A 23,799-nucleotide genomic window follows, 5' to 3' on the forward strand; every position below is an offset into this window, starting at 1 on the left:
GAAATCAAGGATCAGGCTAGATAACCGACCGCTTCATCCAATGAAAAATCACCTTGGGCCAATTTGCGCAAGGCGTACGGAATGCGAGAATAATTAACCTCGGATTTACCAGAAGCTTCCAAAGCATCCGCGAATGCCACAACCTCGCTTAGCTGATTCTCGGCTTTCTCCTGCTCGGCACGGTGAAATAGCGCTGCCCCGAACGCGGTTACCGACAAGGTTCCGTTCGTCTCCGTGATCACTCCCATCCAGAGCAAGGTCGGCACGTCAGCCTGTACCTGTTGCGGATTAAGTCCACGAGCCGCCGCAGATTCTGGATCTCGGACGGGGTTAGGAAGAGTGCTGCGCATTAGTTCAGTCAGGATCTGGTACTGCGAGTTGCTTAGGACAACATGAGGGATGGACATGCGCTATGCCTAGCACATTGGAAGCTCCACTTGTCGCAAGCGCACACACTCCGCTCGGAAAGTACGTTTATATCTTGGTGCAGGCATGGTGCTACCAGTGCCGCAGATCAACTCCGACAGCCCAGGCCAGAGCAGGGAGGCCGTGGTCACCCTCGGCCGTCGTCTGTCATCGTCGGCCGCCCTCGCACGCCCCATAGACGGTCCGGAGGGCGATACGGCGTGGTGGGATGGCCCTATGACTGACGTCGTACCGACCGACCCCCATGCCGAATCCGAGTGGGGGCGCGTCGCCCTCTGGCTCGACCCCTCGAACATCCGCTGGCTGGCCCAGCACTGCTGCTGCGGCGACGAGGCATCCGAAGAGGACCATGACCGGTGCAGCCGCATTCGCTTCCGCTCCAGCACGGCCCTTCACAAGTCCAGGAACAGCGCATGAGTCCCGGGCTCTGCCATCCGGTTACCGCACACGATCTTGAAAACCGTCGTGGCGGCAACGTCACCGTGGGTTCAAATCCCACAGCCTCCGCCCTTCAACGGCCCCTGACCAGCATAAACGGTCAGGGGCCGTCGTCATGCCTACTGCCCGTCGGCGACCACCATTCCCCATGATTCCCCGCCCGATGGGGCACGGAAGGGGCACGGCCATCACAGTACGAATCGGTTTCTATGAGTCACGGGTTTCGAGGTTTGGAAGCTGCCATACTCGCTCGCGGATATAGAGGGCGGGAGGTAGGCGAATGTCTTCGTTCGTCAGCGCAGGGGGCTTTGGCATCCTCATCCTTGCTGCGGCACTCGCACTCGGGCTCAGGCGTCATAGTCATAGCAGGAGACGTGTGCCTGGACCGACTGTGTACCGGATGTTGAGTCCCCAGGGACCTGCCGAGACCTTCGACCTGTCGAGTCCTCCGTCTCCCTTCCGGATCATGGCGCCTGGAGAAGGCGTGGTACCTACGCTCGCGCGGAAGCACATGGCGGGGCCTGGGACAGCATGGTTTGAGCCGGGTGGTCCCCTTGTGTTCGAGCTTGGCACCGGCGATACCCACGTCATCCCACGGGAGCACATCGTGAGCGTGGAGCGGTATGACGGAAATTATCCGCGTGAAGCTGACGAACAGATTTTGAAGATCACGCTGAGTCCTACGTCGTCGCTCTGGATGATCGTGGTCCATGCGAAGGTGAGGGATCTCGGCAAGTGGTTCAAGCTCCGAGCTAAGAGCCGCTGAGGTCGGCGGAGCGACTTTGGACGGGAGCTGCCTTGGGGCGAGAGATCGGGGGTCCTTACGCTGGCCCGCGAATCGGGCTGGCTCCTAGCCTGCCCGCAAGTGCCCGATCTGGGCCCCCGATCTTCGAGGCTCGCCCCAAGGTGGCTGCCTAAAGTCGTCGGAGCCGACCGGGCCCAGCCACCGCGGCTCCTTCATCGGGCGGCCGTTCAGCCGCGCGGCCGGCGGACGCCGGGGCGGAGCGGGACGAAGGCAGGAGCGTCGGCCCGGCGGGAGCCGGGCCGCGCGCGGCGAGCGGTAGCGAGCCGCCTTGAGTAAGTGAAGACAGGTTTCGACAGTCGACAGTTCAGCCAGTGGGTTGGGCCAGGTGCGGGCTGTCGGCGGTGATGCGGTAGGCGAGTTGGGCGCGGTCGCCGCTGGTGGTGAGTTCTTCGAGGATCAGCGGGCGGTCGTCACGGCCCAGGGTCGTGCGGGTGGTGTGGATGACCGGGGTGGCGTCCGGGAGCTGGAGCGTGATGCGCTCGTCGGGCAGCGGCATGCGGGCGCGGGTGGTCTCGGTCCACGACAGGGTGTGTCCGGCCTCGGTGAGCAGGGCGTAGATTCGCGCGGGTTCGGTGTCGGGGTGCTCGGCCAGTGCGGTGCCCTCGGCGGTGGCGAACGGGATCAGGGTCCGGTACAGGGCGCGGGTTCCGGTGGTCGGGTCGGTCAGGAGTCGGTCGACGCCGAAGAGGGCTTCGCCTTCGTCCAGGGCGAGGAGCGGGCCGGTGGTGGCCGTGGTCTTGGTGCGGTAGACGCTGGGCTCCTCGGCCGGCTCCCATGCGTCATGGCCGGTGGTGAAGCGGCCTTCGGCGTCGCGGGTGACGGCGCGGGGGATGGTGAGGACTGGGGTGGGGGCGCCGCGGACGAAGCTGCCCTTGCCGTGGATGACCTCGATGAGTCCTTCGCTGCGCAGGGCTGCGATCGCGTTGCGCACGGTGGGCCGGGAGACCTGGTAGCGCTCGATGAGCTGGGCCTCTGAGGGCAGCGGCACGCCTGGCGCGAACTCCCCGGAGGCGATGGCGTCGCGGATGGCGGCGGCCACCTGCTTGTAGAGCGCTCCGGGGCGCTGAATCTCTCCCATGGGTGCCTCGCTGTCGGGTGAGGAAGCGGCGCCGCTCGCTCGGCGCGATGTCACTCGTCAGCATAAGTGCTTGCGCTCGGCCGTCAAGGCATGCATAGTCATCACTCGTCATTACGAGTGATGTCAGCACAGTGCTGGCGTCCGATCGGCCAAGGAGGCCAACCACTGATGCAGTCCATCCCTGTGGACACCTCCCGGCTCGGCGTGCTGCGGTGCGCCGTCGCGCCGGAACCGAAGATCGCGGACTTCGAGAAGCAGGAGGTCAAGAAGGACCGAGAGGGCAACACGATCTACACCGTGGGCGTCATGGTCCGCCAGGAGGGGCGGCGGGTGTCGGTGATCGAGGTTGCCGTCACCGGAGAGCCCAAGGGCGTCACAGAAGGGGCCGAGGTACGCATCACCGGTCTGGAGGCGTTCGCCTGGGCCATGGGCGACCGGCACGGCATCAGCTTCCGTGCCGCCGCCGTCACCCCGGTCACCCCGGCCGCCGCGCCGTCCGGCAAGGGCGGTGGCGTCTGATGGCAGACCTGATCCTGGTCGTCTTAGCACTGGTGGCAGTGGTCTGGCTGCTGGGCGGCGGCGAGTGGCTTCGCCGGCGGCGGCCGGACTGGCACTGGTACCTGACCGGCTACCCGCTCACCGCCGCGCGGGTGGTGCTGACCTGGCGGAAGGTCGCACAGCTCAACGACCTGTCCGTCTCCTACCGGCCGCCTCGGCGCGTGCTCGGCGCAGTGGTGGTCAAGGGCACGGCCCTGCGCTCGACACCTCCGCGGATCTCCTTCCCGCGCGCTCTGCCGAACGGCCTGTCGCTGCTGGTGCGGCTCCGCCCGGGGCAGACTCCGGCGCCGTTCGTGGAGGCTGCCGAAGCGCTGGCGCATACCTGGGGCGTGCACAGTGCGCGGGTCACCTCCCCTCGGCGGGGCGTCGTGCTGATCACGGCGACGGCGCGTGATCCGCTCGATGAGCCGCGTATGCCGGACGACTCCGGCTCGCCGTCGCTGCTGTCGGCGGTGGTCGGTGTGCTGGAGACCGGCCGTGCGTGGGTGATGGACTTCCGGCGTGTGCCGCACTGGCTGATCGTCGGGGCCACCCAGTCGGGTAAGTCCACACTCCTGGCGCGGCTCGTCGCCCAGCTCGCGCCGCAGCCGGTCGCCCTGGTCGGGATCGACTGCAAGGGCGGCATGGAGCTGGGGTTGTTCGGGGACCGGCTGTCGGTGCTGACCACCTGTCGCCGTGAGGCGGTGGCCGTGCTGAGCGCGCTCGTCACCGACATGCAGGAGCGCATGCAACTGTGCCGCCGGGCCGGTGCCCGGTCCGTCTGGGACCTGCCGGAGAAGTCGCGGCCGGTGCCCGTGGTGGTGATCGTGGACGAGTTGGCGGAGCTGTATCTGACCAGCGGATCGAAGGAGGACCGGGCGGAGGCCGAGCAGTGTTCCAGCTACCTGCTGCGGCTGGCTCAGCTCGGCGCGGCCCTGGGGGTGCATCTGGTGGTCGCCGGGCAGCGGGTCGGCTCCGATCTGGGACCTGGCGTGACCGCGCTGCGGGCACAGCTCACCGGACGGATCTGCCACCGGGTCAACGATCCCGGCACGGCGGAGATGACCCTTGGTGATCTCCACAAAGACGCCGTGATCGTCGCGCAGACCATTGGCACGGGTCAGAAGGGTGTCGCGGTCACCACCGATGACACGGACGGCTGGGTACGGGGCCGCTCCTGGCTGACCACTCCGGAAGAGGCGCGGCGCATCACCTCGGAGCATGCGGGCATCGCTCCGCGCCTGCCCTTTCTGAGCGCTGCCCTGGGCGGGGGTGAGCAGGAGTGACCAGTTCCCCGATGCCGCTGGTGGTGATCTTCGGGCTCGTCACCGTGCTCCTGGTCCGCTCCCGCGACGTCCGGCCCTGGGAAGCGGTCGTGGTCGCCCTGTTCGGCTTCTACCTGGCCCTGACGCCGGTCGGCTGGGCCGTCCTCGGCGCCGTCGAGTGGCTGCTCGGCGGCTTCCTGCACACCTGAGACGAGAAGAGAGCCGCTGATGCCGATGCGCCGTGTGCGCTGCCCCATCTGCAAGGGCGAGGGCTCCCGGAAGACCTGGACCGGCCGCCGGCACCGATGCCGTGTCTGCCGGGGTGCCGGGACCATCCGCTGACCCGCCCGTCACCACACCGGTCCGTCAAGGAGTGATCGCCATGGACGCGAGCCACCCATCCCCATCCATCCGTGCCGCTGTGGCGGCCCACCCCGGGAGGTCCCCACCATCACCGCCGAGTCCATGACCTCGGCCGACAGGCGCGCCGTGCTCGACCGCGCGGCGCGCCTGCGCCTTCTCTCCGACGCCGAACGCGACGTCATCCGCCTCGCGTCCGATCCACTGTTCCCGCGCTGGCTGGAACAGATAACCGCCACCGGCGGCTGTGCACACCCGGTGCACCTGGCGGGCTCCACCACCACCTACGACGCGCTCACCGGTGAAGTCCTGCACCACTACGACACCGCGAACGAGCCGGGCGAGCGGCTGTCGGTCCGCTGCCGCAACCGCCGCTCCACCGTCTGCGCCCCGTGCTCCCGGCTGCACGCCGGGGACACCTTCCACCTGGTGCGCGCCGGCCTGGTCGGCGGCAAGAACGTCCCCGCCGACGTACGGGACCGGCCGCGGTTGTTCCTGACCCTGACCGCCCCCGGCTTCGGCTCGGTCCACCGTGCGGCCGACGGATCCCCGTGCCGTCCTCGGCGGGCTGGTGGCGAGTGTGAGCACGGGCGCCCGGTCGGCTGCCCGGTCGTGCACGACGTAACCGATCCGCTCGTCGGCCAACCGATCTGCCCCGGCTGCTACGACTACTGCGGCCACGTGCTGTGGCACGCCTACGCGGGGCGGCTGTGGAAGGCATTCACCGACAACCTCTACAACCACTTGGCCGCGCGTACCGGACGCACCCGGACCGGACTCCGCCGGACGGTACGCCTCTCCTACGCCAAGGTGGCCGAGTACCAGAAGCGCGCGGCCGTCCACATCCATGCCGTGCTGCGCCTCGACGGCGCGGGCGGCCCGGCCACTCCGCCCCCGGCCTGGATCGACGCCGACACCCTCACCCGTGCCGTGCGCACCGCTGCGGCGGCCGTCCACCTGACCACGATCCACAGTGCCGCGCTCGGTGAGTACGCCTTGCGCTGGGGCGATCAGCTCGACGTCCGGCCGCTGCGCGCCTTCGACGGCCCCGAAGGTCTGACCGACGACGCGGTCGCGGCGTACGTGGCGAAGTACGTCACCAAGGGCGCGGCCGACACCGCCGCCGGCCTCGACCACCGGCTGACCGGCCCCGGTGACCTGCGCACCGCTCCCGTCCCCCCGCACGTACGCGCTCTCATGGCAACCTGCTGGCGCCTGGGCGGCCTGGCCGAACTGGAGCCGCTGCGGCTGCGGGCCTGGGCTCACACCCTCGGCTACCGGGGCCACGTCCTGACCAAGTCCCGTGCGTACTCCACCACCTACGCGGCCCTGCGCGCCGAACGCGCCGAGTACGAGCGGGCCGTGCAGGACTCGGGGTCGCTCCCCGGACCGGAGACGGTCACCGATGCCCACTGGCGCTACGTCGGCTCCGGCCACTCCCCCGGTGCCGCGCTCATCGCCGCGGGCGTCGCCGACGACCTGGCCCGGAATCGGGAGGTGGCCCGGGAAGCTCTCCGCTCCGGCCCCGGGGGCGCTCTTGGCACCTGAGGAACTGAGAAGGCGGGTGGCCGCGTCCCGTGCCCGGCAGGGGCTCCCGCCGGTCATCGAGGACCTGGCGGTGATAGAGCGCGTGGCGCGGGTCCTCGCCCTGGTCGAGCCCGGGACCCGCACCGCGTGCCGCCGCGCTACGCGATCCAGTCGAAGATGAACCGGTCGGGGTCCCATCGCTTGCGCGGGTTGGCGGGGGCCACCTCTATGGCTCGTACGGTCGCGGTGACGATCGCGCGGCGCTGGGAGTCGTTCATCTTCTCCCAGCGTTCCCGCATGTCCTCGTAGCTGCCCACGAAGGCCAGCAGGACGGCCGTCCTCGACGTCTTCGACAGTTTCGCCCGGTTGCGCTCCAACCGCTCCTCGACCGGCTGGCGGGCGATCATCCATTCCTTGCGGCTGATCTTGCGGTTGCCGAAGTCCCGGGCAAGCTCCTCCAACTCCTCCTCGTCGGCCCGGATCTCCTCGTAGAGGCCGTTGCCCTCGTCGTCCGGGCGCTGGAGCCGCTTCCGGAGCGTGGGCGAGTCGAGCGCGGTCAGGATCATGTCCCGTACGTGCTCGTCCGTCTTCCCGGCGTTGGTCGCCGTCCCCCCGCACCCGTCGGTGCCGGGGGTGTTCGGGCAGACGTAGCGCGGTACGCCTGAGCGGGGCCTGCCGACCATGCCGTGTCCGCACGGCGTGCCGTCCGCCTTCGGCTTCGCGCACCGCAGGATGCCGGAGAGCAGATAGCTCCGCCTGGTGGTGCCCTCGACCTTGCGGCGCCGCTCGGGATCGGACAGCAGTGCGCGCAGCCGGTCGGAGTCCTCATGGCTGATGATGCCCGGCCATATGGCGTCGGCGACGATCTCGCCGAGCAGGGGGCGGGTCTTCTCCCAGGAACTGCGCGGAGTGTGCTCGCGCCGTCCGCTGATCCGCGCGGACGCCAGCATGCGGCGCAGTGCGCTGGGCTTCCATGGGATGCCCGCCACGGTGGTGATGCCGCGCTTCTGCCAGTCGCGGCAGATGCTCGCCAGACTCTCGCCTGCCAGTACGCGGCGGGCACCTTCTCGGATGATCTCGGCCTCGTCCTCGCGCACGGTGATCCGGTCGTCCTCGTAGCCGAAGGGGCGCTTCCCGCCGCCGGCGACCTTCCCCGCCTCGGCGGCCTGGCGGCGCTGGCGCTGCTGGCGCTCGGCCTTGTGCTCCGCCTCGTGGCGGGCGGCGGCGCCGAGCATGCGCGCGATCATGCGGCCGGTCGGCGTCGCGAGATCGATCTCCCCGCTGACCGTGGCCAGCTCAAGGCCGTACCGGTCGGCGAGATCGATCACATCCTCCAGTTCGCGCGGGGAGCGTGTCAGCCGGTCCACGTGCCAGCACACGATGGCGTCCACGGTCCCGTTGCGCACGTCCGCCATGAGTTCCTGCCACGCCGGGCGCGGCGCTCCGGAGTAGGCGCTGACGTCGTTGTCCGTGTGGACGGCCACGACGTCCCAGCCCTTGCGGGCGCTCAGTGCTCGGCAGTCCTCCTCCTGGCGGGCGACTCCGAGACCCGCTCCCCCTCGGTCCTGGCTGATCCGGCAGTAGATCGCTGCTCGTCGCGTCATGGGTCACATGGGTACACCCTCGTAGGCACGGGCGTGAGCTGCCCGGTGGGCGTGGCCAAGGCCGAGTGACCGGCGCCGCCGGGGAGCCGTCCACGGCCCCGGGGGCCCGGAGCATGAGCGGGTGGAGCTGCTCCGAACACCCGGAGCACCTCCGCAAGCGCCCCGGGATGTCCGGCGTACTGGACGGCTCCCACCGCTCCGCCGCTGAAGCGGCCGGTCGGCAAGCGGCAGTACAAGCGGCAGCAACCACCAGCAGCACCCGGACGAGAGCCCCGGGAGGCCGCCGCGGCATCGGCGGCACGGGCGCCGGGCTGAGTGCCCCGCCCGAGCCGAGCCGGGGCGTCGTGCCCGACGGGCGTCGCCCCGGTCGACGGCTGGGCGACACCGGCCAGGCTTCCAGCCGTGGCTGACACTCGCCGGAAGCTGGCCCGCGCCTGGTGGGCTGCTGACCGGATACTCGGCGGTCGGCAGCGGCCGACACGGTTCCAGCGGTTCATCGCGCGGCATCCGCTGGGCGTGGGACTGACCGTGGGCGCACCTCTGGCAGGGATTTCCGTGGCCCTCTCGGAGGGCTCCATGGGCGATGCGGTCATCGGCGTCTGCTTCGGCGCTGCGCTCGGTACCGTCTTCGGTCTGACGGCGCTGTCCGAACGTCACCGGCAACGCCGCCTCCTTCGGCCGAGCCTCCGGGACAGCTCGTGAACAGTCTTCTCCACAGGGCAGATGGCGTGTCATGCCTGCGGGCACCGGCGTCGAGCTGAGTGCCCGTCGGAGACGGACCATGCTCTTCCCGACCGACCGGCATCGCACCGGCCGGGGAGTGACGGCCGGCTCCGTGACGCGGATCCAGCCCGTATGAATCAGCGCCGAGCACCGCGATCCTCCGGGACGATTGACCGGGCTGCCGGACCGGCGATCGTGGTCATTCCCTCCACTGTCACGGTCGTGTGGTGCTTCTTCCAGGCACCCGTCGCATGCGGCGCTCCGGTGCGGGGGCATAGGGACGGCTGCCGGAACAACGCATACGGCCTGCTGCGCTCTGCGTGTAGGCGCCGGAGACCTTGCCGCTGTCGTGGCGGCGCAGGTGCCACACGGGCGCCCCGTAGGCGTTGACACCCCACACGTGGGCGTCGACCAGCAGTTGGTCGTCCGCCCGGTGGAGGGAGTTGTAGAGCGTGGTGCCGTGCGCGCGGAGCTCGAGGCCCGGCACGCCGAGCAGGGGTCGGTAGTGCATGAGCGCGAGTCGGCAGCGGGACTCGATGCCGTGGCCGAACTTCTCCTCCCGGCCGCGCTGCCGGACGTTCTCGCTGTCGGCGTCACCGATGGCGATGCGCACACCGCACTCCTCGGCCGTCCGCTCCCGCAGCATGTCGTTGAGGCGGGGGTACGCCTCGTGCAGGGAGACGGCCGCGTAGACCAGCACGTCGATGTGCTCGCGGGCCCGGGCGAGCATGTCCGTGATCACCGATACGGGGACGTCCGCGCGCTCACTCACCCGCGTTCGTGACCGGGCACGGGCGTGGGCTGCCCGGTGGGCCCGGTGGCAGGGCGTCGGCAACGAGGGGCATGTGAAAGCTGCGTGATCCAGGCAGTGACCCGGTCCGCCTCCCCTTGGAACGATGCCCCTGCTGCACCTCGCGACTACGACACAAGGTGGTTTGACCCCGTGAGACCGACCCGCGCGACCCTCGTCGTGGCTGCCGGCGCCCTCGCCCCGGCCCTGCTGCTCTCCACTCCGTCCTTCGCCGGCGCCACGCAACCGCCGGCCGCCGCCGCGGTGTCGGAGACGGGCTCGCCCTACGACGAGATGGACGTGGACGATCTGCGCGTCGCCATCGCCAGGACCCTGGCCGACCCCGACAGCGGCAAGCGCGTGACCCGGGAGGCCAACGAACTCCTCGACAACGGCACCCCGGAAGAGATGCGCGCCTGGCTCGAAACCGGCTACCGCCTCGCCCAGGCCGAGGACGACCGCGTCGCCATCGCCAGGACCCTGGCCGACCCCGACAGTGGCAAGCGCGTGACCCGGGAGGCCAACGAACTCCTCGACAACGGCACCCCGGAAGAGATGCGCGCCTGGCTCGAAACCGGCTACCGCCTCGCCCAGGCCGAGGACGACCGCGTCGCCATCGCCAGGATCCTCGCCGACCCCGGCATCAGCGACGCCCTGCGCGCGGCGGCGAGCGCGGCCCTGGACGACAACACCCCGGAGGCACTGCGCCACTTCCTCGAGGTCGGCCGGTACGAGGTCGACGGCTAGGACCGGCCGCATCCCGGACGACGCGCGCCGCCCCCGCCCCGCACCGGCGCCCGGCGCCGGGAGAGTGGAACGCCTCGTCGGCCGGCTCCCCTCCCCGGCCCCCGGCACCTCCCGGGGACCGTCCGATCACCGTCGTGAGGACCACCGCGCCCTTCGTGGCCCTCCGGCCGGTGTGGATGCCCCCGCCGCGCGGGTGCGGCATCCTGGTGCGTCCACACGATCCACAGCGGGGGCACAGGGGGCGCGGCGTGCGGCGCAGGGGAGCGAGTCGGCTGGGGGCCGCGATCGCGGGCGCGCTGGCGGTGGTGACCGCCGCGCTGGGGCCGGTGACCAACTACGCCAGTGCCTCGGTGCCTTCCTGGGCGCAGAGCCCGTGGGTGGTCTGGCCGCTCTTCGGGGGCCTGGTCCTGGTCGGCATCGTGCTGGTCCTGCTGGCGAGGCGGCTGGACGGCGGCGGGGCGGACGCCGCGCCGTCCCTGACCCCGGTGCCACCCCTGACCCCGGTGCCGCCCCTGGCGGCCTCCCGGCTGGGCTCGCTGCGCCCGCCCCCGCCGCCCGAGCACACCCGTGGGCGCGATCCGGAGCTGAACCGGCTGGAGGAGATGCTGCGGCGTCCGAACGGCCGCTTCGCGGTCCTGTGCGCGGCCGGAGGCGTGGGCAAGACGACCATCGCCACCGAACTGGCCCGCAGGGCCGAGCGCGACGGGTACGCGGTGTTCTGGATCCGCTGGCGCGACACGGTCTCGCTGGGCGAGCAGCTCACCCAGGTCGCCGTCGCCTGCGGCCTGCCCGAAGAGGCTCTGCGGGCGGCTCACGCCGGGCGGGCGAGCCTGCCCGACCTGGTGTGGGAGCGACTCGCCCGCACCAGGAAGTGGCTGGTCGTCCTCGACAACGCCGACCGGACCGACGCCATCGGTCCGCAGTCGGAGACGGTGGCCCACTACCGCGGCTGGATCCGCCCCGACGGCGGCGGACTGCTCCTGGTCACCAGCCGCGACACCGGCCCGCACGTCTGGGGCGACCGTGCCGAGCTCCTGCGCCTGAGGCCCCTGGACGCCCCGGCGGGCGGCCGGGTGCTGCTCGACGCCGCTCCGGGGGCCGGAACCCCGGAGGAGGCCGAGGCCCTGGCCAACCGGCTCGGGGGCCTGCCGCTGGCGCTGCGGGCGGTCGCGAAGTACCTCACCGGACGTACCGGCCGCTACCGCACGTTCCGCGCCTACCAGGAGGCCCTGGAACGCGACCTGCCGTCACTGCTGGGCGCGGAGGACCCCAACGCCGCCGATCCGGAGACGGCCCGGCAACTCGTCCGCCACACCTGGGAGCTCTCCCTGGACCAGTTGGAGTCCGAGGGGGTCCCGCTGGCCCGCCCTCTGCTCCGGCTGCTGGCACTCTTCGCCGAGGCCCCGATCCCCCGCTCGCTCATCACCCGCGACCTCGTACGCGACGCCACCGGGCAGGCGGTCACGGAGGCCGAACTGGACCGGGCCCTCGCCGGTCTGGACCGCTACGACCTGCTCGGCGTCCCCGAGACCCCGGTGAGCGGCGACGTCCCGGTCCTGGTCCTGCACCCGCTGGTCCGAGAGATCACCGCGCTCGCGCACAGCGCCGAGGCGCCCGACCTCTCGGCCTGGCACCGCGCCATCGCGACCCGTCTGGCGATCGCCGCGGACGAGTTCCGTGACGCCGGACGCTCCGACCGGAGCACCGTGCGTCTCCTCACCCCCCACCTCCCGCCGCCGCCCGGCTCCGGCCACCGCCCCGGCGGCACCGACGGCCCGCCTGACGGGAGAACCACCTCTCACCGGTACGGGTGACGGCGTCCCCTTCCCCTCCCTCCTTCCGCTCCCCCGCGTGTCCGGGCGTGCCCGGCGTGACCGGACACGGCTTCGTACGGGGCGCGTACGTGCGGACACGGCCGTGCCCGGCGGCGTGGGTCGTGGGGGAACGAGTGGGCGCGTGGAGGCGGTCCGCCGGGGAGAGCGGCGACGGGCGGAAACCGGCGATTCCACCGATGGCGGGCCGAAGGGACCGGGGGGAGGCGGGTGGTCCGGGCGGCATGACGGGTCCGGGCGGCGCGGACCGGTCGTATGGTCCTATGCTGCGCGCTGTCATGGCGGCACGGCCGTCCGGAAGCGGGTTCGTGACGTCCGAGCGCCGAGGTCCGCCGGTCCCCGAAGACCCTGAGCGACACCAAGGAGACAGCAGTGCTCTCACGGGATGAAGCCCTCAGCTCGGCACGCCGGTTCCTCGACGAGGCGTTCCCCGAGGGGGAGTTCACGATCGTCCTGCAGCCCGAGCTGACGCAGGAGCACCCGGTGGCGTGGGCGGTGCGGTTCGACTCGCAGGAGCACATCGACACCGGGAACATGGCGCTCGCGCCCTTCGTCCGCGTGGTGGTCGTGCCCAAGGACGGCAGCGGGCCGCACTTCCCCCCGACCCACCAGCCCCTCGGCGAGTACCTCGGGGAGCTGGCCAAGGACGCCTACACGACGGGCGCCTGACAGCCGTTGCCCCTGGGCACACCCCCGGCGGCGGCATCGGACGCGGCCACCGGTGCGTGCCCCCGTCATCGGGGCGCCCGTCGCGCCCCGCCGGGTCTGCGGGGGTTCTCCGTCGTGCTCGGATACCCGCCGTTCCTCCTCGTGCCGGCGTTGTGGATCCACGCCTTCATCGGCTGCCCGCTGACGCCGGAGGCGGATCCGCGCCGCCGCGAGGAGGAGCTCCGGCGGCGCGAGGGCGGCACGGGCGGCACGGGCGGCAACGGGAGCGGTTCCCCGCGGAGTTGAGCACCGGGCGGGCGCGGGCGGCGGGGCGCGGGCGGCGGAAGGGCGTCGCCGCGCCTTCCCCCGCGACGTCCCTCGCCCAGGGGAACCAGGTGATCGTCTTCGGACGGGCGTGCGTGCCCGGAACGGACGTTCCGGGCAGGGCCGAGCCGCTGAACTGAACGATTGCCCTTGTGCAACTTTCCCCCCTACTTTGGTGGGACCGCGCACACGGTGCGGTACCGATCACGGCGGCGCGGAGGAAGAGCGTGGAGCACGCGGCGGACGTCGACATCGCGCTTGACCGTGATGTGTTCATGCGCACGCTGGTACGGGAGCTGGCCACCTCCCTGGAGACGGTGGTGGGGCTCCAGGAGGCCTCCGGCTACATCAGTCTGGTCGGCCAGTCGGTGGGCGAGTGGATCAACGAGTCCTACACGCGGGCGCTGGCCGTCGACCGGCTCAGCCGGAAGCAGGTCGCCGAGGTGATGGTGGACCTCAAGCAGCGCATCCAGGGCGACTTCCACGTCGTCGAGCAGGACGACGGGAGGATCGTGCTGGGGAACCGCCGCTGCCCCTTCGGCGACAAGGTCCTCGGACGCACGTCGATGTGCATGATGACCTCCAACGTCTTCGGCACCGTCGCCGCGCGCAACCTCGGCTACGCCAGGGTCGAGCTGCGGGAGACGATCGCCCGCGGGGACGCGGGCTGCCGCGTCGTGGTGTGGCTGACGCCCGACCCGGACGCCGGGGAGCGCGAGGGCCGGGAGTACTTCGACGACGCCGCCCTCGCCCGCCGGGAACAGCGGCCCTGACCGGAACGGGTGTGTCCCTGATGAATCCTGGCCTGTTCCAGGCCGTCACCAGGCCGCTGCCCCACGCCGTGCTGCTGTGCGCGGCGGACGGGCGGATCCTCGCCTCGAACCTCGCCGCCTTACGCGCCCTGCCCGAACTGGCCGCCGGGAACAGCCTGGTCGAGCTGGAGGCCGGGGACCCGGAGGTGTTCCGCCGCCATCTGGACTTCTGGCTGCGCAGCGGCGATCCCCTGCCGGGCTCCCTGACGGTCGAGAGGGCCGACGGCGCGCGGGTGCGGTTCCGCTGCCACGGCGCGCGGGCGACGTGGTGGAACGGCGACTCCGGGCCGGTGGTGCAGCTCCATCTGACCCCTCTGGACCGCGGCGACCAGTTCATGGTGCTGAGCCAGCGGGTGACGGCGCTCGACCAGGAGGTGGCCTTCCGCCGGGTGGTGGAGGACGAGCGCAGGCGGCTGCTCGCCGCCGAGCGGGCCGGGCGGTCGCGGCTCCAGCGCCTGTACCGCTTCACCGCCGCCCTGACCGCGGCGACCACGCTGGCCGACGTCGTGGAGGCGACGGGCCGGGCCGCCCCCGTCGCCCTGGACGCCGCGGAGGTGGTCCCGGAGCTGCACTCGCGCCGGCTGGTGCCGTCCCTGGAGCCCGCCGAGAGCCTGCTGGCGATGTCGGGCCAGGACTGGGTGGACCTCGACCACGGCGCGCCCGCCCCCGGTGGACCGCGCACGGACGAGGGGGCGCCCGGCGACCGGGCCGTACGGGAGGACCGGGCGGCCGGGGACACCGGCGGGTCCGTGGTCCGGATGCCGCTGGAGGCGGCCGGTCTGGTCCTGGGACGCCTCACCGTCCGCTACGGCTCGGCCGTCCCCCCGGAGCCGGAGCACATCACCGCCGTCGTCCAGCAGATCGCCCAGGCCGTGCGCCGCGCCGGGCTGTACGAGCACGAGCACCGGCTGGCCGAGCGCCTGCAGCGCAGCCTGCTGCCGAGGCTGCCGGACGTCGCCGGCCTGGGCGTGGCCGGCCGCTACGCGCCCGGCACCAGCATGGTCGAGGTCGGCGGGGACTGGTACGACGTCTACGTGCTGGGCGAGCACCACGTCGGGCTGTCCGTGGGGGACGTCGCCGGGCACGGTCTGGCCGAGGCCGCCGTCATGGCCCGGATCAGCGCCGCCCTGCGCAGCATCGTCCTGCGCTGCGGGCACGCGCCGGCCGTCGTCCTCCAGGAGCTGAACGCGTTCGTCGACACCTACCACCCCGGACTCATGGCCACCGCCTGCTACCTGGTCCTCGACCGGCGCTCCGGCACCGTGCGCTACTCCCGGGCCGGGCACCCGCCGCCCCTGCTGATCGGCGCCGACGGCGGCAGCCGCCACCTGGACGAGGGGCTCGCGCCGCCGCTGGGCCCGGTGCCGGAGGTGTGCTACCGCGAGGCGGAGCTGACCGTCGGCGGCGGGGAGACCCTGCTGCTCTACACCGACGGGCTGATCGAGCGCCGGGGCGAGTCCCTGGACGTCGGGCTCGCCCGGCTGGCCGCCCTGGCCCGCGACAGCGTCGGCCTCACCGTCGACGAGCTGTGCGATCTGTTCCTGCACCACCAGCCGGGCGCCGACTTCCCCGACGACCGGGCTCTGCTGGCCGTCCGCCTCCCTTAAGACCCGACGCTCTGATGCCCCGCCGCCCCGCCGCCCCCGGCACGGGCGCGGGCGCGGCGGGGCACGCGTGTGAGCCGCCCGCGCGCGGCGGGCGGCTCACAGGGGACGGCGGACCGGGCGGGGCCCGGCCGGAGGCGGCCGGAGCCGGGAATCAGGCCGAGACGGTCTGGAACTCCCGCAGGAACGCCTCGTCGAACGCCTTGAGGTCGTCCGGCTTGCGGCTGGTGATCAGGGTGTTCGGTCCCTCGGTGCAGACGGAGACCTGCTCGTCGACCCAGTTGCCGCCCGCGTTGCGGATGTCCGTCCGCAGGCTCGGCCACGAGGTCAGCTTCCGGCCGCGCACCACGTCCGCCTCGATCAGCGTCCACGGCCCGTGGCAGATCGAGGCGACCGGCTTGCCGGTCTGGAAGAACTCGCGGACGAAGGCGACGGCCTTCTCGTCCGTCCGCAGGAAGTCGGGGTTGGCGACGCCGCCGGGCAGCACCAGCCCGTCGTAGTCCTCGACCGCGGCCTCGCCGACCTGCCGGTCCACCTCGAAGGTGTCGGCCTTGTCGAGGTGGTTGAACGCCTGGATCCGCCCGCCGCTGGTGGACAGCAGGCTCGGGGTGCCCCCGGCGTCGATCACGGCCTGCCACGGGTCGGTCAGCTCTATCTGCTCCACGCCCTCGGGGGCGACGAGAAAGGCGACCTTCACTTCTGCCACGTCCTTTCGGCAGCTCGGGTCCTCGTTGCGTACTCCTGTTGCTCCCCCGTACTCCATACGGGTCCCCGGCGAGGGCCGTCCTATGCCCCCTATGTGGTGTTCCCGGGCTTTCCGGGCGGATCGGCCGGTCCCGTTCCCGCGCCGGAGAGGCGGACGGCCCGCCGGAGCGGTCGCTCCGGCGGGCCGTCGCCCGTGCCGTCAGGGGCTCATGCGCACGGTGTCGCCCCTGTGACCGGCCGGGTCACTTGGTGCGGTAGGCGTTGACGATCGTCTGGGAGAGGGTGTTGCCCTTCTTGTCCCTGACGTCGGCCCGGAAGGAGACGGTCCCGTTCTTGCCGGGGTTCTTGACCGTGATCCTGCCCTTCTTGACCGTGGCCTTCTTCCACTTCTTGCCGCCGTCGAAGGAGACGTGGACGGTGAGCGACTTCAGGTTCTTGCCGGCGGCCGAACCCTGGACCGTCACCGGCACCGAGACGGTGGCCCTGGCCTTGGAGGTGCCGTCCAGGGCCAGCGCCGGGGCGTAGCGCACCGCCGTCGCCGGGAGCCTGGTCTCCTCCGCGGTGCGGGCCGAGGTGAAGGTGTAGGAGGCGCTCACCCTGGTGCTCAGCCTGGAGACCCCGCTGCGGCTGAGGGTGGTGACCAGCTTGTACGTCGCCTTGCCCTTCGGCAGGGTGAACCCGGTGTAGTCGAAGGCCTCCTTCTCCTCGGCGTACTTCTTGCCGTTGCGGTACAGCGTCGTCCTCGCCGAGTCGTAGACGCTGTCGCCGTGGTGGCCGGCGCCGTCCGCGAGCGGGTTGAGCATGCCGTAGAGGTCGTCGCCGTCGCGGAAGATGCCGTCCTGCCGTCCCAGGCTGGGGCCGAAGACGCCGTTGTTGAAGGTGCGGGAGTAGGTCTTGCCCGCGGTGTACCTCTTCTCGTCGGCGTAGTAGCCGGCCTCGTACTCGCCCTTCTTGTCGTACTGCGCGAAGTACTGCGACCACGCGATGCCCTTGGCCTTGACGTACACCGTCACGGCGCGTGGGAGCCTGCGCTCCGTCCCGGAGAACCAGCCCGAGTCGGACGGCACGGTGGCCAGCACGCCGGTGCGGCCGGCGGCCGACGCTCCCTGCCGGACGTTCAGCCTGGCCATCTCCGACCGCTTGGTGTGCGTCGTCAGACCGGTGTAGAAGGCGCCCTCGCGGCGGTGGGCGGTGTTGTAGTCGGTGTTGCCGTTGGTCCACACGGTGCTGGCGCTCGACTCGACCTCGACGCCGTTCGTGCCGCCGACCTGTGCGGTGCGGAAGCCCTGCCCGCCTCCCGTCGTGCCGCCGCCGATGCCGAGGAAGCCGTCGCCGAACGAGCCGCTGAACTCGACGGTCAGGTCGCTCTGGCGGGCCTTCCCGTCCGGCACCGTCATCCTGATCTCCTTCGCCTTGCGGGCGTCGAAGGTGAGGGTGGTGTCCTTGGTGAGCTTCACCCCCGGCGCCAGGAGCCAGTCGCTGCCCTTGAAGTCCTCCTCCGTGCTGCCGGGCAGGGCGATGTCGGTGGAGAGGGCGTAGGTGCCCTTGGGCACCCGGACGGTGGCGGTTCCGGTCTTGCCGTCCAGGCCCTTGAAGGTGTCGTCCTGGTAGCCGATCAGCATGCTGCCCCACAGGGGAGCCGCCTTGCCGTCGCGGCCGATGGCGCGGACGGTCAGGTCGTAGGACTCCACCTCGCGCTCGACGGCGCCCGCGGTGCGGACGGTCTGGCCGCCGCCGGTCGCGGTGATCGCCACGCTGTACCCGCCGTCCACGCTGCCGCCGAGCCGGGTGTCGGCGGTGACGTCGACCGTGGCCGTGCCGCCCGCGGGGACGGTGACCTCGTCGGCGGCGAGGGTGAACATGCCCTTGGGCGCGGCCTTGCCCCTGGGGTCGGTGCCGGCCGCGGTCAGGGCCAGGGTGACGTCCTCCGTCCCGAGGTTGCGGTACGTGACGCCCTTGGTGACCGGCTCGTCGTCGGCGTGCGGCCACCGGGCGGTGCCGAAGCTGACCGACACCGGCTCGGCGACGATCGTCTGCTTCATCGCCCTGGCCACGTCGGCCCGGCCGGAGCCCTGCTGGAAGGCGGAGTAGCCCTTGCCGGGCTTGGTGGAGGCCGTCAGCACGCCCTTGATCCGCTCGCCGGTCCAGTCGGGGTGCTGCTGGGCCAGCAGCGCCGCCGCGCCCGCGACGTGCGGGGTGGCCATGGAGGTGCCGGAGATGGAGACGTAGCCGTCGGCGACCGGCTCGCCCTCCTGCTCGACGAGGCTGCCCTTGGCCGCCGCGGCGCCGATGTCCACGCCGGGGGCGGTCAGGTCGGGCTTGACCGCGCCGTCGCCCGTGCGCGGGCCGATGGAGGAGAAGTCGGCGAGCCGGTCCTGCTTGTCCACCGCGCCGACCGTCAGCGCGGCGTCCGCGCTGCCCGGGCTGGCGACGGTGGAGGCGCCGGGGCCCTCGTTGCCGGCGGCGATGACGAAGAGGGCGCCGCTGTCCTTCGACAGCCTGTTGACGGCGTCCTCCATCGGGTCCACCTCGGGGGTGTCGCCGCCGCCGAGGCTGAGGTTGACCACCTCGGCGCCCTGGGCCACGGACCACTCCATGCCGGCGATGATGTCCGAGTCGCTGCCGTAGCCGTCGTCGTCGAGGACCTTGGCGTTGAGCAGCTTCGCGCCGGGCGCGACGCCCCTGTACTTCCCGTTGGACCTCCCCCCGGACCCGGCCGCGATGGAGGCGACGTGGGTGCCGTGACCGTAGCGGTCCCTGGCGTCCTTGGAGTCGGAGAAGTTCTTCTCCCCGGCTATCCGCCCGGCGAAGTCCTTGTGGGTGGCGTCGATGCCGGTGTCGACGACGGCGATGGTGACGCCCTTGCCGTCGTAGCCGGCCTTCCACGCCGTCGGGGCGCCGATCTGCGGAACGCTCCTGTCGAGCGCCGCCCGGCGGACGCCGTCGAGGGAGACGGTGGCGATCCCGGGGGCCGCCGCGAGCTGTCCCGCCCTGGAGGACGGGCGGGTCAGCGCCGCCCAGGCCTCGGCGGCCCGGTCCTCGGCGACGGCCAGCGCCTCGCCGTTGACCGATCTGAGGGTGGCGCGCACGGTCGGCTCGGCCTCGGCGTGGAGTTCCGCCCTGGCCGCGGGCTTCGCGCCCCGGTAGGTGACGATGACCGGCACGTCGGTCCCGGTCTTCCTGCGGTACTGCTCGCGGCTCAGCTCGGTGACGTCGAACAGCCGCCGGTCGAGCCGGCGTTCGCCGATGAGCCGGATGACGTCCTGCGGGAGCACATAGGTGTGCCCCTCGGTGCGGACCACCCTGACGGGTACGTCCTCGCGTCCCTTGGCGCGGATCACCCCGGCGACCCTGCCGCGCCGGTCGAGCACGACCCGGTCCCCGGTGACGAGGGTGACGGTGCGCTGGACGCCGTCCGCCCGGCCGGCCCCCCGCGGGGCGCCGGACTGCGACGGCTCCGTTTTCGGGGTTTTCAGGGCCTTCGGGGTTTTCGGGTTCTCCGGGACGGTCTTCGGGGCGGCGGACGATGCGGTGGTCAGCCCCATCGTCAGTGCGACGGCCACGGCGGTGGCTATCGCGGCGGCGCCCGCTCTCTTCCGTTGTGTCAATTTTCCCCCTGGTGAGGTCATCACCATGCGTGGGGGACCCCAGCGGCCCCCCGCGCGCTCAGTCTGCGGGAGGCCGGGACACCTGCGCCATATGGCGTCATAGGGGACAGGCGTTCTACGTGTGCCACCGCGTCGACTCCCCCTCGGTCCGGGGTCGTCGGCGCGGCGCACCGGCTCTCGCGATGGTGAGGACGCTCCCGGGCCCCTCCCGGTTCACTTCCGCCCCACCCTCCCGCGCGCTCTGCCCTTTCGGGCACCGCCCCTGCCCGGCCGCGGACCGTCCGGCGCGCCCGGAAACGCCGGAGGCGGCGGACGCGGCGCGGTGCGCCGTGTCCGCCGCCTGGCGGGACGGGATCCGGCCGGGGCCGGAGGGGAGTGCGGGAGCCCGGGGGCGGCCGGAGGGGGCCGCCGGGGGATCAGAGGGCGGAGCCCGCCTTCCAGTCGGCCCAGGACATGTTCCAGCCGTTGAGGCCGTTGTCCGGGGTGATCTGCTTGTCGGGCGAGTTCTTCACGATCACGACGTCGCCGAGGAGCGAGTTGTCGAAGAACCAGGCGCCGTCCTGGCTGGGGTCGTTCGCGCCCTGGACGTCGTTCAGGCCCACGCAGCCGTGGCTGGTGTTGACGTTGCCGAAGACCGAGTCGGAGCCCCAGTAGTTGCCGTGGATGAAGGTGCCGGAGGTCGACAGGCGCATGGCGTGCGGCACGTCCTTGATGTCGTACTCGCCCTTGCCGTCGTCGTCGGTGAAGCCGACGGTCGCGCCGTTCATCCGGGTCTCCTTGAACTTCTCGGAGATCACCATCTGGCCGTTGTAGGTCGGGGTCTCGGGCGCGCCCGCGGAGATCTTGAAGGTCTTGACGGTCTTGCCGTCCCGGACGACCTCCATCGTCTTGCTCTTCACGTCGACCGTGCTGACCTGGGAGCGGCCGACGGTGAAGCTGAAGCTCTTGTCCTGGACGCCGGTGATGCCCTCGGCGCCCTCGACCCCGTCGAGGTTGAGGTCGACGGTGACCTTGGAGCCGGACTTCCAGTACTCCTGGGGGCGGAAGTCCAGGCGGGTGTCGCTGAACCAGTGGCCCACGATCTCCTGGCCGCTGGTGGAGTTGACCTCGATCGCGGACTGGACCGCCTTCTTGTCGGTGATGCCCTTGTCGAAGTTGATCGAGACGGGCATGCCGACGCCGACGGTGGAGCCGTCCTCGGGCGTGAAGTAGCCGATGAAGCTGTTGGAGGGCGAGACCGTGGTGAAGGTCGAGTTCTCGTGGACCTCGCGGCCCTTCGCGTCCTCGGCCTCGGCGGAGATCGTGTACTGGGTGGCGCGCTCGAGCTGGCCGTTGGGCTTCCAGCCGCTGCCGTCCGCCGCGAGGGTGCCCTCCACCTCCTGGCCGGTCGCCGTGGCCTTCATGGTCACCGAGGTGAGCTTGCCGCCCTTCACACCGACCTGGGCGGCGTGGATGCTCGCGTTGTCCGCGCCGTCCTCGGGGGTGATGACTATTCGGGCGTCGGAGGCCTTCTCCGCCGCCGCCCTGTCAACCTGCGCCTGCCCCTTCTCCGGCTTCTTCGCCGGGTCGGCGCCGGAGTCGCCGCCGCCCTCGTCCCCGCCCCCGCACGCCGACAGTGTGAGCACTCCACCGAGCAGCGCGGCCACCGCCACGACGCCCCTGCGGCGCTTGCCGTCCGTCATCACACACTTCTCCATCCGCTTACGAACCTCTGGCTCCCGATGCGCGTCCCACGCCGTCCGGTGAGGGTGCAGCGGGATATCCACCCCACAGCCGCACGTACGAGAACGCAGGGGAGCTGTGACCCGTTCCACCCAGGGTAAGACTGTGGGGTAAGACACCCTTCCGTCGCCAGGGGTTGCAGTGCCGAGCAGGGAATTCCCCCGCGGCCCCGGATCGTTACCGCAGACTCACCGCCCGATGACACCCGATCACATCACACCGTTTTCCACCTGTCACTGCATCTATGGGGCAATGTGACCGATTTCGCAGGAGACGGCGGAACAGCGCGCGGCCCTCTGTCCCGACCGCCCTTCACGCGGCCCGCTCCCGTCGTTAGCATCGGTCGCAGCACCGTCGATCCGCTGCTCCGAGGGGGCCCTTCCGTGCGAGCACACCGCCGACTGCTGGTGACCACCGCCGTCGCTGGCGGCCTCCTGGGCGGCCTGTGGTTCGTACCGTCCGCGAACGCCACGGACGACGGCGCGCCGGCCCGGGCCGCCGCCTCCCAGGCGCAGGTGCGGAGCCAGGCGCAGACCGGCCCGGGCGAGGGCGTGGAGCTGGCCGACACCGGCACCTTCGACAGCACGCCCTACCTCCTCGGCGGCTTCGGCTTCCTCGGCGCGGGCGCCGCCCTGCTGGTCAACGCCCGCGTCCGCGCCGGCCGCGAGGGGCTCACGCCAGCGGCCCGGTGACGGACTCGGCCGCCGCCACCAGCCCTCCCCCGCGTACGAACGCCTCGGCCGCCGCCAACTCCGGCGCCAGGAAACGATCTTCGCCGGGGCCCCGCACACCCGCCTCACGCGCCGCGGCCACCACGGCCGAGGCGGCGGGCGAGGGCGTCAGCCCGTCCGCCGCCCGCAGCTCGATCGCGCGGGCGGCGGCGTAGAGCTCCACGGCCACCACGCGGGTCAGCCCGTCGACGGCGGTGCGCAGCTTGCGCGCGGCCGACCAGCCCATCGAGACGTGGTCCTCCTGCATCGCCGAGGACGGGATCGAGTCCACCGAGGCCGGGACCGCGAGCCTCTTCAGTTCGCTGACCAGCGCGGCCTGGGTGTACTGGGCGATCATCAGGCCCGAGTCCACGCCCGCGTCGCCCGCCAGGAAGGGCGGCAGGCCGTGGCTGCGGTTGCGGTCCAGCAGCCGGTCGGTGCGGCGCTCGGCGATGGAGGCCAGGTCGGCGGCGGCGATGGCGAGGAAGTCCAGTACGTAGGCGATCGGAGCGCCGTGGAAGTTGCCGTTGGACTCCGCCCGCCCCTCCTCCGGGAGCACCACGGGGTTGTCCACGGCCGCCGCCAGTTCCCGCTCGGCGACGGTGCGGGCGTGCGCCAGGGTGTCGCGCCCGGCGCCGGCGACCTGGGGCGCGCAGCGCACCGAGTAGGCGTCCTGGACCCGCGGGGCGTCGTCCTGGTGGTGGCCGGTGAGCCCGGAGCCCTCCAGGACCTTCAGCATGTTGGCGGCGGACGCGGCCTGGCCGGGGTGCGGGCGGATGGCGTGCAGCTCGGGCGCGAGCACCCGGTCCGTGCCCAGCAGCGCCTCCAGGGTGAGGGCGGCGGTGATGTCGGCGGAGGTGAACAGCCGGGCGAGGTCGTCGCAGGCCATCACCAGCATGCCGAGCATGCCGTCGGTGCCGTTGAGGAGGGCCAGGCCCTCCTTCTCCCGCAGCTCGACGGGGGCCAGGCCGTACTCGGCCAGCAGCTCGGCCGCCGGGCGCACCCGCCCGTCGGGCCCCTCGGCGTCCCCCTCGCCCATCAGGGCCAGCGCGCAGTGCGACAGCGGCGCCAGGTCGCCGGAGCAGCCGAGCGAGCCGTACTCGTGGACGACGGGCGTGATCCGCGCGTTGAGCAGGTCCGCCATGGCGCGGGCCACCTCGGGCCGCACCCCGGTGTGGCCCGAGGCCAGCGTCTTCAGCCGCAGGAACATCAGCGCCCGCACCACCTCGCGCTCCACGCGCGGCCCCATGCCGGCGGCGTGCGAGCGGACGATGTTGCGCTGGAGCCGGACCCGCAGGTCGGCCGGGATGTGGCGGACGGCCAGGGCGCCGAAGCCGGTGGAGACGCCGTAGACGGGGTCGGGCCTGGCGGCCAGGTCGTCGACGACCCGGCGGGCGGCGGCGAGGGCGGCCAGCGCCTCCTCGGACAGTTCGACGCGGGCCAGGCCGCGGGCGACGGCGACGACGTCCCCGGCGGTGGTGCCGGAGGAACCGACCACTACGCGGTGCTGCATATCCATATTCAGGAACACTAA

The 23,799-nt window shown here is 71.9% G+C and carries 19 protein-coding genes and 1 pseudogene; 12 read left to right on the forward strand and 8 right to left on the reverse strand.

Features of this window, described 5'->3' with window-relative positions; translation table 11 throughout:
* Positions 1-11: 11 nt before the first annotated feature.
* The gene (locus QC029_RS21725) at positions 12-407 is read right to left on the reverse strand and encodes a hypothetical protein (RefSeq protein ID WP_279557414.1); all 396 of its coding nucleotides are present in this window, start codon (positions 405-407) and stop codon (positions 12-14) included.
* Positions 408-1,420: 1,013 nt separating this feature from the next.
* On the opposite strand from QC029_RS21725, the gene QC029_RS21730 reads away from it, so the two are divergent.
* Positions 1,421-1,630 carry a hypothetical protein gene (locus tag QC029_RS21730; protein WP_279557415.1) on the forward strand — a complete coding sequence of 70 codons (210 nt, stop codon included), beginning with the start codon at positions 1,421-1,423 and terminating at the stop codon, positions 1,628-1,630.
* A 343-nt stretch (positions 1,631-1,973) separates the two neighbouring features.
* Here the strand turns inward: QC029_RS21730 and QC029_RS21735 are convergent, their stop codons facing one another.
* Positions 1,974-2,747, reverse strand: a complete 774-nt coding sequence (locus QC029_RS21735) for a GntR family transcriptional regulator (RefSeq protein WP_279557416.1) — start codon at positions 2,745-2,747, stop codon at positions 1,974-1,976.
* A 168-nt stretch (positions 2,748-2,915) separates the two neighbouring features.
* Between QC029_RS21735 and QC029_RS21740 the strand changes: the two genes are divergently transcribed.
* The 4 genes from QC029_RS21740 (at position 2,916) to QC029_RS21755 (ending at position 6,457) form a co-directional block, all read left to right on the forward strand.
* Entirely contained in the window at positions 2,916-3,266 is a 351-nt protein-coding gene (locus QC029_RS21740) for a hypothetical protein (protein WP_279557417.1), read from the forward strand.
* Positions 3,266-4,570 (forward strand): FtsK/SpoIIIE domain-containing protein, encoded by a 1,305-nt coding sequence (locus QC029_RS21745; protein ID WP_279557418.1) that lies wholly within the window; start codon positions 3,266-3,268, stop codon positions 4,568-4,570. The genes QC029_RS21740 and QC029_RS21745 overlap by 1 nt, the downstream gene beginning before the upstream one ends.
* Positions 4,567-4,758: a hypothetical protein gene (locus QC029_RS21750; RefSeq protein WP_279557442.1), complete on the forward strand. Its 192-nt coding sequence runs from the start codon at positions 4,567-4,569 to the stop codon at positions 4,756-4,758. The genes QC029_RS21745 and QC029_RS21750 overlap by 4 nt, the downstream gene beginning before the upstream one ends.
* A 256-nt stretch (positions 4,759-5,014) precedes the next feature.
* Positions 5,015-6,457 (forward strand): replication initiator, encoded by a 1,443-nt coding sequence (locus QC029_RS21755; RefSeq protein ID WP_279557419.1) that lies wholly within the window; start codon positions 5,015-5,017, stop codon positions 6,455-6,457.
* 137 nt (positions 6,458-6,594) lie between these two features.
* Here QC029_RS21755 and QC029_RS21760 read toward each other — a convergent pair whose 3' ends face one another.
* A complete protein-coding gene (locus tag QC029_RS21760) occupies positions 6,595-8,040 on the reverse strand; it encodes a recombinase family protein (RefSeq protein WP_279557420.1) in 1,446 nt (481 codons plus the stop codon).
* A gap of 402 nt (positions 8,041-8,442) precedes the next feature.
* Between QC029_RS21760 and QC029_RS21765 the strand changes: the two genes are divergently transcribed.
* A complete protein-coding gene (locus tag QC029_RS21765) occupies positions 8,443-8,742 on the forward strand; it encodes a hypothetical protein (protein WP_279557421.1) in 300 nt (99 codons plus the stop codon).
* 373 nt (positions 8,743-9,115) lie between these two features.
* Here the strand turns inward: QC029_RS21765 and QC029_RS21770 are convergent.
* Positions 9,116-9,529, reverse strand: a pseudogene (locus tag QC029_RS21770) (XRE family transcriptional regulator); the annotation flags it as partial.
* A gap of 177 nt (positions 9,530-9,706) precedes the next feature.
* Between QC029_RS21770 and QC029_RS21775 the strand changes: the two are divergent.
* The 5 genes from QC029_RS21775 to QC029_RS21795 all read left to right on the forward strand — a co-directional run bounded on the left by QC029_RS21775 (position 9,707) and on the right by QC029_RS21795 (position 15,523).
* On the forward strand, positions 9,707-10,300 hold the full coding sequence (locus QC029_RS21775) for an ALF repeat-containing protein (protein ID WP_279557422.1): 594 nt from the start codon (positions 9,707-9,709) through the stop codon (positions 10,298-10,300).
* Between the two features lie 248 nt (positions 10,301-10,548).
* Positions 10,549-12,114 (forward strand): ATP-binding protein, encoded by a 1,566-nt coding sequence (locus QC029_RS21780; protein WP_279557423.1) that lies wholly within the window; start codon positions 10,549-10,551, stop codon positions 12,112-12,114.
* Positions 12,115-12,504: 390 nt separating this feature from the next.
* Entirely contained in the window at positions 12,505-12,801 is a 297-nt protein-coding gene (locus QC029_RS21785; protein ID WP_279557424.1) for a YrhB domain-containing protein, read from the forward strand.
* Positions 12,802-13,331: 530 nt separating this feature from the next.
* Positions 13,332-13,877, forward strand: a complete 546-nt coding sequence (locus QC029_RS21790) for a methanogen output domain 1-containing protein (protein WP_279557425.1) — start codon at positions 13,332-13,334, stop codon at positions 13,875-13,877.
* Between the two features lie 20 nt (positions 13,878-13,897).
* Positions 13,898-15,523, forward strand: coding sequence for a PP2C family protein-serine/threonine phosphatase (locus QC029_RS21795; RefSeq protein ID WP_279557426.1), 1,626 nt, complete (start codon positions 13,898-13,900; stop codon positions 15,521-15,523).
* Between the two features lie 151 nt (positions 15,524-15,674).
* Here the strand turns inward: QC029_RS21795 and QC029_RS21800 are convergent, their stop codons facing one another.
* From QC029_RS21800 to QC029_RS21810, 3 genes are all read right to left on the reverse strand, one after another.
* Positions 15,675-16,217 (reverse strand): type 1 glutamine amidotransferase domain-containing protein, encoded by a 543-nt coding sequence (locus QC029_RS21800; RefSeq protein WP_279557439.1) that lies wholly within the window; start codon positions 16,215-16,217, stop codon positions 15,675-15,677.
* Positions 16,218-16,467: 250 nt separating this feature from the next.
* Positions 16,468-19,788 (reverse strand): S8 family serine peptidase, encoded by a 3,321-nt coding sequence (locus QC029_RS21805; RefSeq protein ID WP_336621609.1) that lies wholly within the window; start codon positions 19,786-19,788, stop codon positions 16,468-16,470.
* A 461-nt stretch (positions 19,789-20,249) separates the two neighbouring features.
* On the reverse strand, positions 20,250-21,530 hold the full coding sequence (locus QC029_RS21810; protein ID WP_279557428.1) for an Ig-like domain-containing protein: 1,281 nt from the start codon (positions 21,528-21,530) through the stop codon (positions 20,250-20,252).
* A 408-nt stretch (positions 21,531-21,938) separates the two neighbouring features.
* On the opposite strand from QC029_RS21810, the gene QC029_RS21815 reads away from it, so the two are divergent.
* On the forward strand, positions 21,939-22,247 hold the full coding sequence (locus tag QC029_RS21815) for a hypothetical protein (RefSeq protein WP_279557429.1): 309 nt from the start codon (positions 21,939-21,941) through the stop codon (positions 22,245-22,247).
* Here the strand turns inward: QC029_RS21815 and hutH are convergent.
* On the reverse strand, positions 22,228-23,784 hold the full coding sequence (gene hutH, locus QC029_RS21820; RefSeq protein ID WP_279557430.1) for a histidine ammonia-lyase: 1,557 nt from the start codon (positions 23,782-23,784) through the stop codon (positions 22,228-22,230). The genes QC029_RS21815 and hutH overlap by 20 nt on opposite strands.
* Positions 23,785-23,799 lie beyond the last annotated feature (15 nt).

Source organism: Streptomyces sp. DH37, from assembly GCF_029813835.1.
Taxonomy (GTDB): domain Bacteria; phylum Actinomycetota; class Actinomycetes; order Streptomycetales; family Streptomycetaceae; genus Streptomyces.

Bases quoted from the DNA above. Each gene is read 5' to 3' on its own strand.
- QC029_RS21725 (WP_279557414.1), bottom strand. From the start codon at position 407: ATGTCCATCCCTCATGTTGTCCTAAGCAACTCGCAGTACCAGATCCTG.
- QC029_RS21735 (WP_279557416.1), bottom strand. From the start codon at position 2,747: ATGGGAGAGATTCAGCGCCCCGGAGCGCTCTACAAGCAGGTGGCCGCC.
- QC029_RS21740 (WP_279557417.1), top strand. From the start codon at position 2,916: ATGCAGTCCATCCCTGTGGACACCTCCCGGCTCGGCGTGCTGCGGTGC.
- QC029_RS21745 (WP_279557418.1), top strand. From the start codon at position 3,266: ATGGCAGACCTGATCCTGGTCGTCTTAGCACTGGTGGCAGTGGTCTGG.
- QC029_RS21755 (WP_279557419.1), top strand. From the start codon at position 5,015: ATGACCTCGGCCGACAGGCGCGCCGTGCTCGACCGCGCGGCGCGCCTG.
- QC029_RS21760 (WP_279557420.1), bottom strand. From the start codon at position 8,040: ATGACGCGACGAGCAGCGATCTACTGCCGGATCAGCCAGGACCGAGGG.
- QC029_RS21795 (WP_279557426.1), top strand. From the start codon at position 13,898: ATGAATCCTGGCCTGTTCCAGGCCGTCACCAGGCCGCTGCCCCACGCC.
- QC029_RS21810 (WP_279557428.1), bottom strand. From the start codon at position 21,530: ATGGAGAAGTGTGTGATGACGGACGGCAAGCGCCGCAGGGGCGTCGTG.
- hutH (WP_279557430.1), bottom strand. From the start codon at position 23,784: ATGGATATGCAGCACCGCGTAGTGGTCGGTTCCTCCGGCACCACCGCC.